Origin of the sequence: Rhodococcus sp. KRD162, assembly GCF_017168335.1 — a bacterium.
In the GTDB taxonomy this organism is placed as follows: domain Bacteria; phylum Actinomycetota; class Actinomycetes; order Mycobacteriales; family Mycobacteriaceae; genus Rhodococcoides.
The window spans coordinates 1-16936 of the sequence record NZ_JABFAU010000025.1 but is presented as its reverse complement, the minus strand read 5'-3'; the positions used below and the strand labels follow the sequence as shown (position 1 = coordinate 16936).

Here is a 16936-nt window from a genome sequence, read left to right as displayed (position 1 = left end):
GTCAGCAAGTAGTCGGCGAAGTCCTCGACTACGGTCCCGGTAGCGGTGCCGCCCTCTAGGCGTCGCACTTGGAGTGTGTCACCAATGGTGGGTGGTGTCGTTGTGATCTCTACCGGTTCGGTCATGATGGAATTGAAGCAGACGAATTTTCGTGGCTAATTATGCGTCTATCGATTCTCGAAGTCGTAGATGTACCCGAGACCGGTAGGTTACGGCCGAGAGGTGCAGCTCTGGGTACCGAAGGTGGCGGCACTGCGTGCACGTTTCACCTGCGGTCTCTTGTCGCAGCAGAGGCGCTCACGCCGTGTGTTGTACCTTCCCTGCCATGGCCAAATTTCCCAGGGTTCGAGAGCAACACATCGCTGTTTTCGGCGAGAGCGGTTCGGGCAAGACTGTTTTGCTGTCGTCGTTTTTCGGGCCTACCCAGGATGGGGGCTACGCGAACGATCTCTGGGACCTCGTTGCCGATGACATCGGCCAAGGGAATCGGCTCTACAGGAACTACCTCCGCATGCGGGATCTCGCGACGGCACCGAGACAAACCCAGTACAAGGCGACGACTCATTACTTCTCGGTCAAACTCAAAGGCGCAGACACCGACGCCGCCAAGAAGCGGCCCTTCGACGTCCTCCGACTCGCATGGCACGACTATCCAGGCGAATGGTTCGAGACCGAGCCCAGCAGCGCGATGGAGAGCGAGCGCCGCACCGACACCTTCCGTTCTCTACTTCGGTCCGACGTCGCCTTCCTGCTGGTCGACGGACAAAAATTACTCGACCACCGAGGCGACGAAGAGCTGTACCTGAAGTCGTTGATGTTCAGCTTTCGTCAGGGGCTCTTACGAATCAAGGGCGACTTGCTCGAGGACGGGCCCATCGTCGAGTTCCCTCGGGTGTGGATCCTGGCGCTCTCGAAAGCGGATCTGTTCCCGGACTGGGACGTCGACACTTTCCGCGATCTGATCATTCTCAATGCAGCAGCAGACATCGAACAGCTCCGATCGACTATCGCCGAACTCATCGACACCCCCGCCGCCCTGTCCATCGGGGAAGACTTCCTGCTGCTGTCCTCCGCCAAGTTCGAGCGCGAGTCCACTGGTTCACAGACGCTTAATATCGACATGACCCGGCGCATCGGTCTCGATCTCGTACTCCCGGTGGCGTCGATTCTGCCGCTTCAGCGCCGTGTGCAATGGCAGGAGAAGCACGACATTCCCGGCAAAGTGCTCGACTCGCTCGCCGACGGCGCAGAGTTGCTGGCAGCAGGTCTGACAGGTCAGAAATTCGCGTCGATCGAAAAGCTTCTGGCACTGGTCAACCCAGGTAAGGGCGGAAAGGCGAAAAAGATCGCCGCCGTCGCGCTGCCCATCCTGGCGGACGCGGCGCGGTTGGTGGGACCGAAACTCAGAGAGATGAATTCGCAGGCCCGCGCTCAGCACGATTACCTGCGAGCGACACTGACGCAGTTCAAGCTGGACCTCGAGCAGGGCGTCGACGACAAGGTGATCAGGAACCCGAAGTGAGCACCAGTTCCGGACCCTCGGACATCATCTGGTCCACTCGGGGCCGTAATTGGGGTTTTCGGTTTCTTCTCGACGCCGGACTCAGCGACCCACTCCCGGACTACGAACGCGCGTTCGACGACGCTGGAGACGCGCTGACTGCGTGGCACCGCCGAGATGGGCGTGTTGCGCTTCGCATCGAGGATCCTCTCGGGCGCCGAGACTCGGCTGGCCGTGTGATTCCCCACGAGTTCGTGATCTTCGGCGACCTCGCCCAGGTCGTCGGCTCCGTCGAGGACGGTCTTCGCCAGGTGTGGCCATTGGTAGCCGAGATATACGCGGCCATTTGGGACACCCCCACCGCGCCGGGTGGTTGACAGCGTGCACCGGATCCGTCGCGACGCCGACCTATCGAGCTGACATCCCACACCTTCACCGGCGCGCCCAGTAGGGACCGCGCACGTCCCCTAAGGCTTCGCTCAGGCTTGTTCGGTCGGTAGGCCGAAGTCCTCGGTCATATTCGACACTTCGAGCGACGATGGCGCACCCCGACGGCGGTCAGCGTTCGTCGCCACCTCACGGTGAACACGATAGGTTCGCACAGAGTTGACCTGGTGGACGATTAACAGGAGACCCGGCGATAAGCTCCGGCAATGGACCAGACCCCCGCAGGCGGCGCCGCCAAGAAGTGCCATGTCTGACGAATCCAACGTCCTCGACCAGCTCATCGCCCGCATTGATGACGACACCCTTCGAACCCGGCTTTCCTCCGAGGTCGAACTTCTCCGCGGGTCCCGCCGCTTCGGCCTTGTTTTCGACCGCCATCTGCCCGAGTCCGTTCGCCTTCCCGACCACCCCGTCCGAAAAGGGATCCGTGTCGCACTACGCGACGAAACGTCCCCCGAAACCTGGCTCGTCGACCACTTCACCGACCGAACCCGTGAGAGAGCAGTCCTCAGTGGAGACGGAGGTACGCGCCACGTTGCCGACCTTGTCGTTGTCCGAGAATTCGACGAGCCAATCTATCCAGGACTCCGTACTGTCGAACGGATCGAAAACGGGCCATCAGACGCGCCGTGGCACATCGTCATCAACGGCGAAAATTTCCACGCCCTCCAGGCCTTGCGGTCGACTCACCGCAACAAAGTCGACCTGATCTACATCGACCCTCCCTACAACACGGGGAATGATGGCTGGATCTACAACGACCGTTACGTCGACCAGAATGATCGGGCCAAATCCTCGAAATGGTTGTCGTTCATGGAACGGCGTCTGCTGATCGCCCGAGACCTCCTCAAGTCGACCGGGGTCATCATCGTGGCAATAGGTGACGAGGAGCACCACCGACTACGCATGCTGCTCGACCAAGTATTCGGAAGTGCAAATTTCATTTCGAACGTCGTATGGCAGGGCGGTCGTAAGAACGATTCCCGATATATCTCCAACGGGGCCGACTACATGTTCTTCTACGCCCGCGACTTGGAAGCGTTGAGCGCTGCTGGGACGCGGTGGCGCGAGGAGAAGGTAGGCGTTCACGCTGCCCTGCAGAAGGCTCAAAGCATCTGGGAGGCCAGCAGTGCCGACATCGACAACGCCAACACCGAATGGAAGCGTTGGCTTCGTGCCAAGAAAACAGGCGGGGAAATCACCGATTCGGTAGCGCGTTACGACCTACTCGACCCGGCAACAGGACGCCCCATCAACACTTACCAGGACATCACATGGCCTGGCGGTGGCGGTGGAACCTACCAGGTCAAACATCCTGTGACCGGTAAGCCGGTGAAGTCTCCCTCCAGAGGCTGGCTGTACAAGGACCCAGCGCGCATGGAGAGAGAAATTGCTGAAGGGCGCGTCTGGTTCGGAGACGACGAGTCGACAATTCCCCGCAAGATAACGTTTTTGGACGAAATGGATGAGCAGGTTGCCTTGTCTGTGTTTACGCAGGACCGCAAGGCGTCGAATACCCAGTTTCGGAACATTATTGGAGACCTGCGATTTCCGAACCCGAAGGATCGCGATGTCCTCATGCGATGGATCGGTCTCGTTGCACCCGCTGATGCTATTGTGCTGGATTTCTTCGGCGGCTCGGGAACAACCTGTGATGCTGTCATGGAATTGAATAGGCAGGACAACGGAACCCGACAGGCGATCTTGGTGACCAACAACGAGATCGGGGCCACCGAAGCGAAGAAACTACGCAAGGCTGGTCTTCATCCAGGCGATGATGAGTGGGAGTCGAAAGGCGTCTTCGAGCACGTTTGCAGGCCTCGTATCTCGACCGTTGTTTCCGGTCACCGCCCAGATGGCACCATTTATTCGCAGGGACTGCCTGCGAACGTGGAGATGTTCGACCTGACCTACCTCGATCCAGGCATGGTTCGCAGGGGCCGTGAGTTTGAGGCCGTCGCTCCTCTGATGTGGCTCGAAGCCGGCGCACGCGGCCCCCGGATTGATCGAATCCCCGACAAGGGTTGGGCGCTGACTGGCAGCTACGGCGTGTTGTTCGACGTCGACGTGCTGGTGGAGTTCGCTCGGGCAATCGCCAGCGAGTCTGTGACTGGGGCTTCGCCTACGGTTGTGTTTGTCATTACAGACTCCGAAGCCGAGTACCAGCGAGCCGTCGAGCGCCTCCCGGTTGGCGTCAACACCGTGCAACTCTATGAGGATTACCTGTCGAACTACACCATCAACATCGCTGGTGGCGCGCGGTGAAATTTACTCTGGAGCCCTACCAGAGCTCGGCGGTCGAATCCGTGCTCGCCAACCTCGCCAAAGCCCGTGCCGGATACCTCGACGATGGTGAACGCACTGCGGTGGGCCTGACCGCTCCCACCGGTGCCGGTAAGACCGTCATCGCCACGGCGGTGCTTGAGGGGATCTACAAAGGCACGTCGATCAGGGCTGCCAACCCCAACATGACGGTCTTGTGGATCACTGACGACCGAGCACTCAACGCCCAGACCATCGCAAAAATCACCCAGGCATCGGGAGGCGCGATCGACATCAACCGCATCCGCTTCATCGCTGAGGACGACCACCGCACCCTGCAACAAGGTCATATCTACTTTGTCCACATCCAGGCAATGCAGAAGAACTCGACGTTGCACGCTGTGCGCGCCGACGGCACTCCTAACGACAAACGAACCCACGGCGCATGGGACATGATCGCCAACACCGTCCGCGAACGTGGCGAGGACTTCCTTGTCATCTGGGACGAAGCGCACCGCGGCTCCGGCACCAAGAACACCGACCGCAAGTCGATCGCCGGAACCATTGTCGACGGTGGCACCACGAACATCGGCACCAACCAACCGCCCGCTCCAGTCGTACTGGGCATCTCAGCCACCCCCGATCGCTTCCTCGCCGCTATGAACGCCGCAAATCGGACACCGCGCTTGGTCGAAGTCAAAGCCGGCGACGTCCGTGAGTCTGGTCTTCTCAAAGACCGCATCCTGCTGCGAAGCCTGGGGGAGTCGCAGTCGGCTGACAACACGATGCTCGCCCTCGCCGTGGAGGATCTGAGGTCTTCCGATGCATCCTGGCGAAGCCACCACGAAGCCACCGGCGACCGGCTCGTCGAGCCGCTTCTGGTCGTTCAAGTCGAACAAGGGCTTTCGCCGGCGAAGGAAGAAGCAAGGCTCGCCGAAATCCTCGCAGTAATGGAATCGACATGGCCGAAGCTCTCCGACTACGCGATTGCTCACGCCTTCGGCGATCACGCCCAGTACAAGGTTGGTGACAAGACGATTCGTTACCTTCCTCCCGAGGCGATCTCCGGCGACGACCAGGCACGCGTGGTGCTGTTCAAATCGGCGTTGACCACCGGCTGGGACTGCCCGCGAGCAGAAGTGATGATTTCGTTCCAGAACAAGGACAGCTACACCGAGATCGCCCAGCTCATCGGCCGACTGGTCCGAACACCGCTGGCCAAGCGCATCGAGGGGGGCGACGAGCGACTGGGGGAGGTGGCGGCCTACCTGCCAGGGTTCCGAACCGAGCACGTGGCGCGAGTAGTGAACGCGCTGACCGAAGACGAGACTGTCGAGATCGACATCGTCATCGCCCCCGTCCTATGCGGGAGATCGACAGCTGTTCCCCCGGCGTTGTTCGACCTGCTGGACACGCTTCCCTCGTACACCAGACAGAGGACATCGTTCGGTTCCCGCACCGGGCAGTTGATGCGACTGGCCGCAACGCTCACGGAGCATGGTCTGATCGATCAAGGCTCGGCCAAGGCCAAGCGATGGATCGTCGATCAGATGCACGCGGCCGACAGTCAGCGAAGCAGCGAGATCGACGCCAAGGTCGACGACATCATGTCGCTGTCCATCAGTACGACGATGGTCTCCTACGGAGAATCAATCATGCAGAGTGTCGGTAAAACCGACACCCCAACTAATGAACGCGACCTTGAAGGTTACTTCCAGCGAGCCAAGCGTTTGCTCCCGGACGGATCCGCCAACTGGTATTTCAACGAGCTCTGCGACCGCGGCGAGGACGAAATCGATGCATCCGCGCGTCTGGTTGCGATGGCCGATCTTGGATTCGCATCCGTCGTGGAGAACCAGGCGACGCTTCTGATCACCGACTGGCGAAATCAACACGCTGCGAAGGTATCTGCCAAACCCCGCCATATCCGCGACCAGACAGAACCGCTCTGGCACCTCGGCTCGGAACCGATGCTCCCCACCACCGTCGAGACGCGCGATACTTATCCGGCCGCTACAGAGAAGATTCGTGGTAACACCGTCGAGTCCATCGAAACATACCCGGCGCACCTTTTCGTCATCCCAGACGGCAAGCCCCACGCCGGCCGCTTTCCTGTCGACACGTCCCGGTCGTCGTGGGAAGCGGAGGTGCTCGATGCCGAACTAGCAGTCGAGACTCTCGTCGGGTGGTATCGCAACCCCTCGTCAGGTCGGCACGCGCTCGCAGTTCCTTATGAATTCGGGGACAAGCACCAACTGATGCACCCCGATTTCCTGTTCTGGCACGACGACGGTGATGGAGAGTACGTCATGGACATCGTCGATCCGCACAGGTTTGATCTCGCTGATACTTCGTCGAAGTGGTCGACGCTCGCGCGTTATGCCCATGAACATCCAGATCGAGTCCGCCGCTGTCTCGCCGTCGCCGAGGTGAGTGGGGCGCTACGAGCGTTGGACCTCACAGCAGCCGGAATTGAGGCGCGGATTGCCGCAGCGACCAACCAGAACCTTATCGAGGCCCTGTTCGCCGCAGAAGGAATGGCCTATCCCTGAGACCCGGATCGTTGGCAACCAGGGGAGGCTAGCAACTACTTTGTTGGTCTACGTGACTGAGTCCGACATCCCTGTCACCTTGGCAATTCGGGACACGGTTTGGGGGTTCCCGTTGCTACGCGCGCTATTTCAGGTACCGGTATAGCGTCGATCGGGATACGCCCACGACGTCTCGGATATCGGCCAGTGACATGCCGCCGGCACGCATTCGCCGGGCCTGCTTGATCTTCGCCTCCGACATCGATCGCGGTCGGCCACCCGTTCGGCCCTGCGCCCGCGCGGCCGCCAGCCCGAGCTGCGTGCGCTCGCGGATGAGGTTGCGCTCGAACTCCGCCAGGGCACCGAAAATCGAGTAGATCAACTTGCCGCCCGAGGTGGTTGTGTCGATCGACTCCGTCAGCGACCGAAACCCCACACCATCGGAGTCGAGATCTTCGACCGTCTGTAGAAGGTGGGGGAGTGATCGCCCGAGACGGTCGAGCCGCCACACCACCAGAGTGTCCCCGGACCGCAGATGCGAGAACAGGTCCGACAACTCCGGCCGTGACGTCGTCGCGCCGCTCGCCGTCTCCACCCACACTCGCGAACACCCCGCAGCGCTGAGAGCGTCCCTCTGCGCATCGGCGCTCTGCTCGGTCGTCGACACCCTCGCGTACCCCAAAAGTTCACCCACAACGATCAAGTGTGTCAGAACTCGTCATATAGACACATTGCGTTCGGCAGGTTTTGGACATGAGTTTTGACACATACATTGCTCGTCGACCCTGTGTCAATAGCTCGATGTGTCTAAAACGATGGTTAAAGACACGTAGTCATAAGTGAGCGCCTAGGTTCGGACGATCGGGCAGTCAAAGCACCAAAGGAGCAATCTAGCGTTTTCGCTAGATTACTTGAGAGGTGTCAAGTGCAGCGCACTTCTGAACTCGTGCACTCGTCTTCTGAAACTGACAAACGCCATCAACGCCAGCCGCGAAGGTGACGAATTCTGCGTCAGCAAACTCGACCGACTCTCCCGATCGGCCGGCGACCTCCACGAAACCGTGAACCGACTGGTCGCCAGGGGAGTGGCATTGTCGATCGACGGGAAGGTCTACGACCCGTCGGACCCCATGGGCAAGATGTTCATCGGAATGCTCGGTCTGATGGCCGAATTCGAATCCGACCTCATCCGAGCCCGCACCCGCGACGCCATCGCCGCAGCCGCCGCGGCCGGCAAGATAAAAGGACGGCCCCACACACTCACACCAGAAGAGCGCGCATACCTACTTCAGGTGTATGAGACACGGCAGTTCAAGATCGAAACGCTCTGCAAGAACACCGGATTGAAACGATCCGCCCTCTACAACAACCTCACCCTCGCGCGGGACGAGCGAGACGCTCTGGCTGTCGCGAGAGGTGAGTAGTGCAGTCCACTTCTGAAACAGTGCAGCCGTATTCTGAAACTGACACCTAGAATCCGAGGTGCAGGACGACTGACAATCTGGGATTTAGGCCGTTCTAGAATCTATTGTTTCAGTACTTGCATCAAAAATTCAGCGTTGTTACGGGTCTTCTTCAACTGTCCAATCAACAGGTCAATTGCTTGCTGGGAATCGAGCCCGCTAAGGACGTGTCGCAACTTGTATACTATTGGCGCTTCGTCCGGGGCTAGGATCAGCTCATCTTTTCGGGTACTAGATGGGGAGACGTCGACGGCAGGAAAAACGCGGCGTTCGGCGATTTTCCGGTCCAGTTTCAGTTCTGCATTGCTGGTGCCCTTGAATTCCTCGAATATCACCGTGTCGCCGGTCGAGCCAGTCTCTACCAGGCATGTTGCAACGATGGTAAGTGACCCGCCATTCTCGATGTTCCGGGCGGCACCGAGGAATCGCTTCGGTGGGTATAGCGCTGCTGAGTCGATTCCACCGGACAAGATTCGGCCCGAGCCTGACGACGCATTATTGTAGGCACGGCCCAGTCTGGTAATCGAATCTAGCAGCACAACGACATCCTTACCATCTTCGACCAACCGTTTTGCGCGTTCGATAGCGAGCTCAGCGACCAACACATGGTCGGAAGGCGGCCGGTCGAAGGTTGACGAAATAATCTCTCCTTTCACCGATCTCTGCATATCGGTGACTTCTTCAGGCCGTTCGTCGATCAGCACAACCATCAAATAGCACTCGGGGTTGTTGGTAGAGATTGCATTAGCTATGTCCTGCAGAACCGTTGTTTTACCCGCTTTTGGAGGAGACTGGATCAGTGCACGTTGGCCTTTCCCGATCGGCATGATCAGATCGATTACTCGCGTGGTCAAGCGATCGGACGTTGTCTCGAGACGCAGTCTTTCATTCGGATAGAGTGGCGTTAGTCGGCCGAATTCAGGACGGCGTTTGGCGGCTTCGACGCCACCTCCATTTACGGTGTCCAGCTCAACTAACGAATTAAACTTCTGCCGCTGGTTTCGTTGTTCGGTCTCATGAACAATCCGAACCTTCCCAGTAATCGCATCACCCCGGCGAAGACCGTTCTTGCGAACCATGTTCATAGCGACGTAGACGTCGTCCGGGCCCGACATATAACTGGACGTGCGCAAAAAGGCGTAGTTGTCAAGGACATCGAGGATACCCGCGACGGGCTGCAAAACAGCATCATCATTGGAGTATCGATTGTCCTGTGGATCGCTGTCCTGTTGTTGATCGATTTCGCGTGGTCGTCGTCGGTTGCGTCCTCTTCCGCGACCATCACTGCGTGCGCCGTTACGATTTCGTCGGTTGTTCTTTCCGTCACCGTTCCGTCCCGTAGTCCGGTCGTCTGGTGTGTCATCCGCATCGGGTTCGGGCTGAGGATTGTTTGACCGTGGCTGACTCCCGTTTGGCTCTGCAATCTCTTCTGTCGATTTAGTTGTTGATTGCGAGACCTTTAGCGCTGTCGTCGCGTCGGCTCTATCAACAAACTCAGAGGTATTCGCATTCATCAGATCGGAAATCAATTGTACTAATTCAGGTTTCCGCATGCCTGATACGCCTTTAACGCCCATATCTGACGCAACCGACTTCAATTCTGGAAGCTTCATTGATGACAAGTCCTTGGGCGGCCAGTCGGCACCCGAGTCGGAACTCGACATTATTATAATGTCCGTGTTCGTCATAAGAAAATCCTTTCGATTCCAGTCTTGTTCCAGTGAATAAGGATAGTTCGGAAGATGTGAACTTTGCGAGATCGCGGTTTTTGCGCCTGATTATCTAGACGTATATTGGCGAGAAGAGAATCGGAGACAATCCGCGATGTCGGACATTGATCTTTGCTGGTGAACATTCGAGCTTGTGCCAGCGTTACGTCGTGAAGGACGATTTGTTACCCTGAACGCTACACGATACGGTCGGTGCGTTGGGATTGAGACCGACAGTACGCGAGGGTTCGTCAGATATCAAGTCTGATGCTCTTCAGCCGGAGTTTCCCTCGATGGTGGACGACTCCAGGAGGGTTCTCCTTTGTCCTTGGGGTGGCACGCGGACGTGAATATCGTTAGGTGGCGTTCTGCAGTTCGCCCGCAGAGCGAAATCTATTGGGCTGCTGCGATAATGACGAGTTGGTTCTGCGTGACCGCCTTAGCCTTGGGCGAGCAATCTGACACCCAAGAAGCGAGACAAGGTCCTGACACGACAACCAACGGTTGCAGGGAGATTGTTCGCTGGGTGCCTGGGACATCGGGTCCGCAGTCGGCATAGACGTTCGCATGGAACCCGATCTTGCTGCGCGGTCGTTCTCCCTCGCGCGCTTGATCGTGATTCGTTCCCCGACCACCTTCGGCCCCAAACTGACACCGCCTCCAGGTGCGGACAAACAGGCTCGTCTGTTGTCGTTCCCGCCGCAGCGAGCACAGGACATGGTCGCAGCCTGACGGCCGCTACTGTCGCCTCCATGGCGGATATCGCAAGCTACGACGTGTACACACTCGAACTGGGGCCGTTCGAGACCCTCTCCGAGTTGCACGCAGTTCTGTCCAACCACACCGCAACCTTCGCGACGATCAACTGCGAAAGATCAGGGCAAGAAGTCGTCTCGATCTCCCACTCGATCCTTCACATCGAGGGCAAGTTCTACGTGTCCGCGGTGACAACGACCAGCAGCCGATAGCCCTCGGTTTCGGAACAGCGAAGCGTCACCGCCGAAAGTTTTCGACAGTTGGGTGAGGTCCGGCGCGCGGGCGCGACGTCGCGGGCGCTCCGCTAGCGCCAGTGCAGTCGGATTGGATGCGGCGCAGTTGACCGAGAAATCAGCTTCCCAAATTCAGGGCGGTATAATTGCGGTGCAGCAGGTTATGTTGCTGGCCAGTTCACTGCGTAGTGAGTGGAAACCGCCTCGTGGTCGCGATAGAGCTGCTTGCGTCTACGTGTCGAAAGTCTGTCGCCGAATACTGTGCCGTTGATGTGGTCGGTCTCATGCTGAAAGCAGCGTCCGAGAGTGCCACCGGCGATCAGCTGAAGCGGATCACCGTACTGGTCCTGGCCGCGGCAGGTGGAGAATTCGGGCCTGGCGAGATCGCTATACGCACCGGGCAGTGATAGACATCCTTCCCCGAACTCGATGAGCCGCCGACTATTTCCCTCCGGTAGTTCGACGATTGGGTTGCAGACAACACCCGTCTGCCGTCGCCCCGTTTCGTCATTGCAGTCGTATATGAATACCGCCAGATCGACCCCGATCTGCTGGGCTGCAAGACCGGCACCATCAGCAGCAGCGTTGGTCGCGAACATATCGGCTAGTAATCCCTGAAGCCCCGAGCCGAAATCGGTTATCGGACGGGCTGGAGTGTGCAGAACTGGAGCACCCCAACGGATTATCGGCCGTGCAGTACCGAGACGAATGAGCTCAGAAACAGGCATGGCACCTACTATCCCACGTTGGCGTCTGACCGGGGGCCGATGCGTGCGACCTTGCATACGCGCGCCAACGCGCCTTTCCCGCGAACGTTTCTGCAGTTACGTGTTGCGAAGTTGATAGAAGCACTCAGCCTGTCAGTCCAGGACGTCTCATCCGAACCTTTGGAAGGTGTCCAGTCATGAACAACAACGAACTGCTCAACGATCACCAGATCATCACCGATCTCATCGGCACAGCCGCTCAGCTCCCCGCCGAAGATCCGCGCGCGGCCCGCTGGGCCACCGAAGCGCTCGCGCTCGCCAGCGCAGCAGAGCTGCCCATCCTCATCGAGGAAGCCGAGGAGTGCTCGGACGCATCGAGCACGACACCACCTGCCGATGGTGCGCAGGGCAGCCGGGAGTAGACATCCCGGGCGGGTCTTTCCGGTGCACCACCCACTGAGCACCAGGACCTCTTTTTGTTTCCAATTTCGTTACCGCAACGTAATGAAATGAAACGTAACGATATGAAACGAAATGGTAGAGTTCAGTCATGACCGCAGCTGAGCCGCCCCGCAAGCCAGGCCGACCCCGCATCCACGCCACCCCCGCCGATCGGGTGCGCGCGCACCGCGCCAAAGCCGCGCAGAAAGCAGGCACCGCGGCTGAGTCCGTCGGCGTCGACGAGGCCGACACCGCGACCCCGGAACTCGCCGTTGCGTCCCTCGCTGCCGTTCTGCCGGCACTGCACGCACAGTTCGGGCAGCTCGATGACCTTGTCCAACGAGTCCAGACTGCGATCGGCACCGTCTCGGACCCCAAAGCTCTCGATCAGCGTCTCGAGCTGATGCGCGCCGAAACCGCCCGCACCGTCTCCGCCGCCGAAGAACGTGCTGCCGCCGCCGAAGCAGCCGCGCACGCCGCGACCGTCCGCGCCGACGCCCTCGACGCCGAAAACGACGAGCTCCGCGCCGACGCCGCCGACGCATGGGAGCAGACCGATGCAGCAGAAAACGCCGCCGAGCAGGCCCGCATCCAGGTCGAGGAGCAGAAGGCCGCGCACCGCGCCGAACTCGACGAGCTCGACGCACGCCAACGCGCCGAAATCAGTGCCCTGCAGGACACTCACGACACCATTGTGGCCTCGCTCAACACCAGTCACCGCGAATCGATCGACCGCTACGACGAGAAGGATCGCCGCCGCGAGGACGAGCTGGTCGAGCTGCGCGCCGAAGCGAAAAGGTTGCGTGCCGATCTCGCCGCCGAACGCACCGCACGCCAGGATGACAACCGCACCAGCGCAGCAACACTCACCCAGCAGCGCACCGACGCCACCAAACGTGAAGCCGAGCTGCGCCGCGACTACACCGAACGCATCGACGAACAGAAGACGATCGCCGCCGATCTGCGCGAAGAGATCTCGTTGCAGCGCGCCGAACTCGATCGTCTCCGTGGCCTCGAGGAAGACCGCCGCCACAACTGAAAGGCCGGGTCAGGTGCGGTCATGCCGGGGAGTGGGCGTCCCACTGCGCTACCTCGCAGCCTCCGGCGTTGCCCCATATGGGTCACCAAAGGGGGTCGTACGAGGACGCCGAGTCTGACACGCCGGGGACCCCCGTCCAGTAAAACCACGGTCGCAGGCTCCCAAGACGTGGTTTGACAGTCCACCCTCGTCATGTCCGATCGCTACGTCTCATCCGAACCTCGAAAGGATCTCGCCATGCTTCCAGATCGGCTCTCCGCCATCGCCTCCGCTGCCCTGAATCGCGGCGCAACGAGCGCCACCCACAACCTGGGCGGACTGCACGCGGACGTGCACCACGCCACGATGTGCGGGCAGTGGGTCACAGCCGAGCAGCTCGACACCCGCACCTGGGAATGCCTACTCGGCAAGCACCGCACCGACGAAGCTATCGAACCTCTCAAGCTCTAGGCCGGACGGCTCCGCCCACACCGGGCGGGGCCCAACCCGTCCCATCTGGTCGGGGGTCCGGACCCTCGTCCAGCTCATTCACACGAATGACTGTTGCCGGAACCAACCCGAGAAGGTTCAGCGGGGCGTCGACCGTGAAGTTCGGATCTGACAGTCCGTTAATGATCGAGAGCAAGTCGGCGAACCGCGCCGCGTTGGTCGGGCGGACGTTGGCGTGCATCATCTCGAACGCGTCCACCGCTTCGGGGGAACACAGTTCAGTGAGGATCGCCAGCTCCAGACTGTCGATCTCCGACAGCGCGGTGGTGGAGGATTCGGGTGAACTCATGGTGTGTGTCCTTCGGTGAGGTGAGACAGGTCAGAGGGGTAGTCCGGGGGTGAGGGGCAGGGAGGTGACGATGGCACCGACGAGGCACCCACATGCGATCGTCGCCAGGCGTCTGTTGGTGCGGTCCTCCCAATAGGCCTCGGCCACGAACACCTTGCGTAGCAATCCAGCAGCCCACGCGAGAAACGCGACCACAACCAGTAGTAAGAACACCCAGCGTAGGGCTGTCGTCAACAGGTCCATCATCGGTCAGCGTCCGAGATCGTGTGCAACGCGCGGCTGCGGGGATTGCACCGGTGGCGTCGCTTCACGTGGGTGACTCGGTCGGCGATTGAGCACAGCCCGCAAGGAGGGCGTCGCCATCGACGGCGTCGAGGGCTGGCCGGCAACTGACACGTTTGACTGACCCTGCGCCGCGGGGTCGTCTATCGGCGCGATGTCCGCGCGTGGCTCGAACGACTGCGTTCGCTTCTGCAGATCGCCCAGCTCGCCACTGAGCGCGGCGACATGGTCGCGATCACGCACGGTATCGAGAGTGGCGATGTTCGCCCGAAGAGAGGCGATGCGATGACGCCGCTCGACCGCCTCACGCTCGTGCACCGTGATCGGTGCCGCATGGCTCACGGTCAGTTTCTGGCTCTCGGGATCCGCGGTGACCGAACCGCCGACCCGCTCGGCGATCGCGGAAGCAATGCGCTTCGCATCCGCTGTCGAATACACCCCGACCACCGTGCGCGAATCGGGAATCGGCCCCGGACGGGTCGACTGCACTCGGACCTCGCTCACGTCCGGCGCGGTAGGGGGAGCGTCGATCCGCGAGGGTGCGGAGTCGGCGAATCGAGCGATCACTTCGGCCACTGCGGGCGGGGCCGGCACTTGCGCCTTGCGCACACCCGCTGCGTACCCGGGTTCGCTACTGAGCACCACCGCCAATTCGTTGGGAGTCCCGGTGAACGGGAGCTCGGTGTGTGCGCCGTCGCTCGACCGAACATTGACCGCGGCGGCGATACGGTCGACCTCCCGGCCGGCGGACAGCATCGCGGCCTGACTGACCGCGAAGGACGACGCCGCTGTCCGCGACTGAAACTCGGCGCGCGCGAACACATGGCCGGGATCGTTGTGTTGATCGAGGGTCGCGACCTCGACGGTGATCAATTCGGAGTGGGTAGGACGATTTCGTGCAGAAGTCATGAGGAGTGATCCTTTTTCGTCGTGCGCGCGTGTTCTCCCGGAGACGGCACGCGCGGAGAAGTGCGGAAGTGTGTTGGTTCAGCCGGCGTCGACACGCCGGCTGCAACCGAGCGCGGCGGAACTTGTCGGTGGCCTGGTGTCTACTGGCCGCCACACGGGGTGACCCCCCAGAACGAGAAGCGAGGTGATGATCGTGGTGATCGCGATAGTGGCCGGCATCGTCATCGTCGTTGCGGTTTTGCGCGCCGGCGTCACCGACGACGGCGGCTGGCGATTCGCGCCGGTACGCGCAACGGGCATGGTGTTCGGAATGGGCTTCCGAATCGTGGCCGTGGTGGCCGGCATCCTGTTCGCGATGGCAGTTGCCGTCGTGGCCAGTGCGTTCAGCAGCCCGCTGTGACTTCTCGCCCGGCCACAGTGTCAGAACAGCGTGGGAGTACCGCTCTCCAATAGAGCTGCCTGCACCGCTGCGTCGTCCCAACCCTGGCGTACCGCCGCACGCAACCGGCGCGAGCGCGCAGCACGTGCGGCTCGATCCGGCCCGTACCAAAGCCCCGGTTGGCGACGTCCACCGCCGCGACCTTTCGCGGCCATGTCGCGCAGATTCTGCGACTGGTTCCCGTCGACCACGTGAAGAGGCTGTTGCTGCGCCTCGTCCAGCGTCACTCGTACACAGATCGGGTTGTCGCACATGTGCAATGCGTTCACCGACTCGTCGATCGCCCCACCGAGCGCGATCGCCAATGCGTAGCGATGCGGGCGAACCACCCGCGGTTGTCCACCGCGGGAGACCCAGAATCTGCCGTACCCGTCGTCGGCAATGGCCCCGATCCAGATCGCACACGAGGACCGATGCGGCCCGTGCACCACGTAGCTGCGAAACCGAGCTCGCTCGTCGGCATCGCCTACTGCTAACGGTTTCGGCACCGACTCCCCACCCACCTAACGGTTCCCGGCCGGTCGGCCTGTCGTGAACACGACGGCCGCTGTGCGCCAACGACTTCTCGCCGCGAACACGGCCCGCTGTCGAGGATCTCATCGACCCGTCTCCCGCGCTATCCGGTGTGCGCCAGTGACTGTACGTCGGGAGCGTTGTCAGCGTGGACGTGTTCGTTCTGCGTCTGATGTTCCGGCGGAACGGCCGTCGCCGCCGGCCCGGTGGAGCTTCGCTCACCGGTGTTGGTCGAAGACGCATCTTCGCTCGCGTTCAGGCTGATCCGCGGGCGCTTCGTCGTGGAGCCCGTACCGCGTTTGCGTGACTCCGACGACTTACCTCCGGAGGCAGCTGCGATGACCGACGTCGGCACGGTGAGGCCGATGTCGCGGAGTTCGGCTGCAGTCCACCCGCCCGTCAGCGCTTCTTTCATGGCGGCGTGAACGGCCTTCTTGCTGGCCTCGACCGATTTCGTTGCTGCGCGTTTGGTGGCTTCGGCGGCTTTGATCGCGGCGTCGGCTTCGGCTCGTTGCTTGGCGGCGTTCTCCTCGGCGGTGCCGACTGCTTGCTGGGCGGTGACGATGGCTTCGGCCAAGGCGACACGTCCACGAACGGCAGCCTCAGCTGCGGCGTAGATGGCGTCTGTGTTGATGGGGGTGGCACTCATGAGTTGCGGGCCTTTCAAGTCGCCCGAACCGTCGGCAACATCAGCGCGACGAGTTCGGTGGGTACACGAATTGGCGCTTGAAGGATCGACCCGCAACGGCATCCTCAGCGGGTGTCAGTCTACCCGGTCATAGCCGCACACACACGGATCGGGGGTCGGGGAGCAGATTCTCGAAATCCGGCGCTAAGGATTTACGGCAGATAGTAGCGTACTATCTGCCGTAACTCGTGAGTCGTCCTGCCGCGATGGTCGTTCCGGAGATGGGCGACTCCGGAAA

General features: G+C 60.8%; 19 protein-coding genes. 11 read left to right on the top strand and 8 right to left on the bottom strand.

Translation table 11 applies throughout. The annotated features are described in order from the left end of the window. The first annotated feature begins 325 nt into the window (after window positions 1-325). From J1M87_RS23995 to J1M87_RS23980, 4 genes are all read left to right on the top strand, one after another. On the top strand, window positions 326-1522 hold the full coding sequence (locus J1M87_RS23995; RefSeq protein WP_032406390.1) for an ATP/GTP-binding protein: 1197 nt from the start codon (window positions 326-328) through the stop codon (window positions 1520-1522). Then, complete coding sequence (locus J1M87_RS23990) at window positions 1519-1878, top strand: hypothetical protein (protein ID WP_052060480.1); 360 nt, start codon at window positions 1519-1521, stop codon at window positions 1876-1878. The genes J1M87_RS23995 and J1M87_RS23990 overlap by 4 nt, the downstream gene beginning before the upstream one ends. 316 nt (window positions 1879-2194) lie before the next feature. Next, window positions 2195-4213, top strand: coding sequence for a site-specific DNA-methyltransferase (locus tag J1M87_RS23985; RefSeq protein WP_032406391.1), 2019 nt, complete (start codon window positions 2195-2197; stop codon window positions 4211-4213). Next, window positions 4210-6762: a DEAD/DEAH box helicase gene (locus J1M87_RS23980; RefSeq protein ID WP_032406392.1), complete on the top strand. Its 2553-nt coding sequence runs from the start codon at window positions 4210-4212 to the stop codon at window positions 6760-6762. The genes J1M87_RS23985 and J1M87_RS23980 overlap by 4 nt, the downstream gene beginning before the upstream one ends. A 124-nt stretch (window positions 6763-6886) precedes the next feature. On the opposite strand, the gene J1M87_RS23975 is transcribed toward J1M87_RS23980, so the two are convergent. Further along, on the bottom strand, window positions 6887-7435 hold the full coding sequence (locus J1M87_RS23975; protein WP_032406393.1) for a recombinase family protein: 549 nt from the start codon (window positions 7433-7435) through the stop codon (window positions 6887-6889). A 217-nt stretch (window positions 7436-7652) separates the two neighbouring features. On the opposite strand from J1M87_RS23975, the gene J1M87_RS23970 reads away from it, so the two are divergent. Next, complete coding sequence (locus J1M87_RS23970; protein WP_238325047.1) at window positions 7653-8165, top strand: recombinase family protein; 513 nt, start codon at window positions 7653-7655, stop codon at window positions 8163-8165. A 101-nt stretch (window positions 8166-8266) separates the two neighbouring features. Here J1M87_RS23970 and rho read toward each other — a convergent pair whose 3' ends face one another. After that, window positions 8267-9892: a transcription termination factor Rho gene (gene rho, locus J1M87_RS23965; RefSeq protein WP_162182870.1), complete on the bottom strand. Its 1626-nt coding sequence runs from the start codon at window positions 9890-9892 to the stop codon at window positions 8267-8269. A gap of 588 nt (window positions 9893-10480) precedes the next feature. Between rho and J1M87_RS23960 the strand changes: the two genes are divergently transcribed. Next, complete coding sequence (locus J1M87_RS23960; RefSeq protein ID WP_155290477.1) at window positions 10481-10645, top strand: hypothetical protein; 165 nt, start codon at window positions 10481-10483, stop codon at window positions 10643-10645. A 20-nt stretch (window positions 10646-10665) separates the two neighbouring features. Next, window positions 10666-10881: a hypothetical protein gene (locus tag J1M87_RS23955; RefSeq protein WP_032406394.1), complete on the top strand. Its 216-nt coding sequence runs from the start codon at window positions 10666-10668 to the stop codon at window positions 10879-10881. Between the two features lie 182 nt (window positions 10882-11063). Here J1M87_RS23955 and def read toward each other — a convergent pair whose 3' ends face one another. Continuing rightward, window positions 11064-11630 (bottom strand): peptide deformylase, encoded by a 567-nt coding sequence (gene def, locus J1M87_RS23950; RefSeq protein ID WP_072692221.1) that lies wholly within the window; start codon window positions 11628-11630, stop codon window positions 11064-11066. A gap of 176 nt (window positions 11631-11806) precedes the next feature. Between def and J1M87_RS23945 the strand changes: the two genes are divergently transcribed. The 3 genes from J1M87_RS23945 to J1M87_RS23935 all read left to right on the top strand — a co-directional run bounded on the left by J1M87_RS23945 (window position 11807) and on the right by J1M87_RS23935 (window position 13539). Beyond that, the gene (locus J1M87_RS23945) at window positions 11807-12031 is read left to right on the top strand and encodes a hypothetical protein (protein ID WP_032406395.1); all 225 of its coding nucleotides are present in this window, start codon (window positions 11807-11809) and stop codon (window positions 12029-12031) included. Between the two features lie 128 nt (window positions 12032-12159). Continuing rightward, window positions 12160-13089, top strand: coding sequence for a hypothetical protein (locus tag J1M87_RS23940; protein ID WP_032406396.1), 930 nt, complete (start codon window positions 12160-12162; stop codon window positions 13087-13089). Window positions 13090-13326: 237 nt separating this feature from the next. Continuing rightward, window positions 13327-13539 (top strand): hypothetical protein, encoded by a 213-nt coding sequence (locus tag J1M87_RS23935; protein WP_139278526.1) that lies wholly within the window; start codon window positions 13327-13329, stop codon window positions 13537-13539. Here J1M87_RS23935 and J1M87_RS23930 read toward each other — a convergent pair. From J1M87_RS23930 to J1M87_RS23920, 3 genes are read right to left on the bottom strand one after another with little or no spacing between them, the layout of a single operon-like run. Then, on the bottom strand, window positions 13529-13867 hold the full coding sequence (locus J1M87_RS23930) for a hypothetical protein (protein WP_032406398.1): 339 nt from the start codon (window positions 13865-13867) through the stop codon (window positions 13529-13531). The genes J1M87_RS23935 and J1M87_RS23930 overlap by 11 nt on opposite strands. Window positions 13868-13897: 30 nt before the next feature. Continuing rightward, entirely contained in the window at window positions 13898-14113 is a 216-nt protein-coding gene (locus J1M87_RS23925; RefSeq protein ID WP_032406399.1) for a hypothetical protein, read from the bottom strand. Window positions 14114-14116: 3 nt separating this feature from the next. Further along, window positions 14117-15058: a hypothetical protein gene (locus J1M87_RS23920; protein ID WP_072692222.1), complete on the bottom strand. Its 942-nt coding sequence runs from the start codon at window positions 15056-15058 to the stop codon at window positions 14117-14119. Window positions 15059-15251: 193 nt separating this feature from the next. Between J1M87_RS23920 and J1M87_RS23915 the strand changes: the two genes are divergently transcribed. Beyond that, window positions 15252-15458: a hypothetical protein gene (locus J1M87_RS23915; protein WP_139278528.1), complete on the top strand. Its 207-nt coding sequence runs from the start codon at window positions 15252-15254 to the stop codon at window positions 15456-15458. A 20-nt stretch (window positions 15459-15478) separates the two neighbouring features. Here the strand turns inward: J1M87_RS23915 and J1M87_RS23910 are convergent, their stop codons facing one another. Together J1M87_RS23910 and J1M87_RS23905 are read right to left on the bottom strand one after the other, a co-directional pair. Continuing rightward, window positions 15479-15985: a hypothetical protein gene (locus J1M87_RS23910; protein WP_032406434.1), complete on the bottom strand. Its 507-nt coding sequence runs from the start codon at window positions 15983-15985 to the stop codon at window positions 15479-15481. A 128-nt stretch (window positions 15986-16113) separates the two neighbouring features. Then, complete coding sequence (locus J1M87_RS23905) at window positions 16114-16659, bottom strand: hypothetical protein (protein WP_032406402.1); 546 nt, start codon at window positions 16657-16659, stop codon at window positions 16114-16116. Window positions 16660-16936 lie beyond the last annotated feature (277 nt).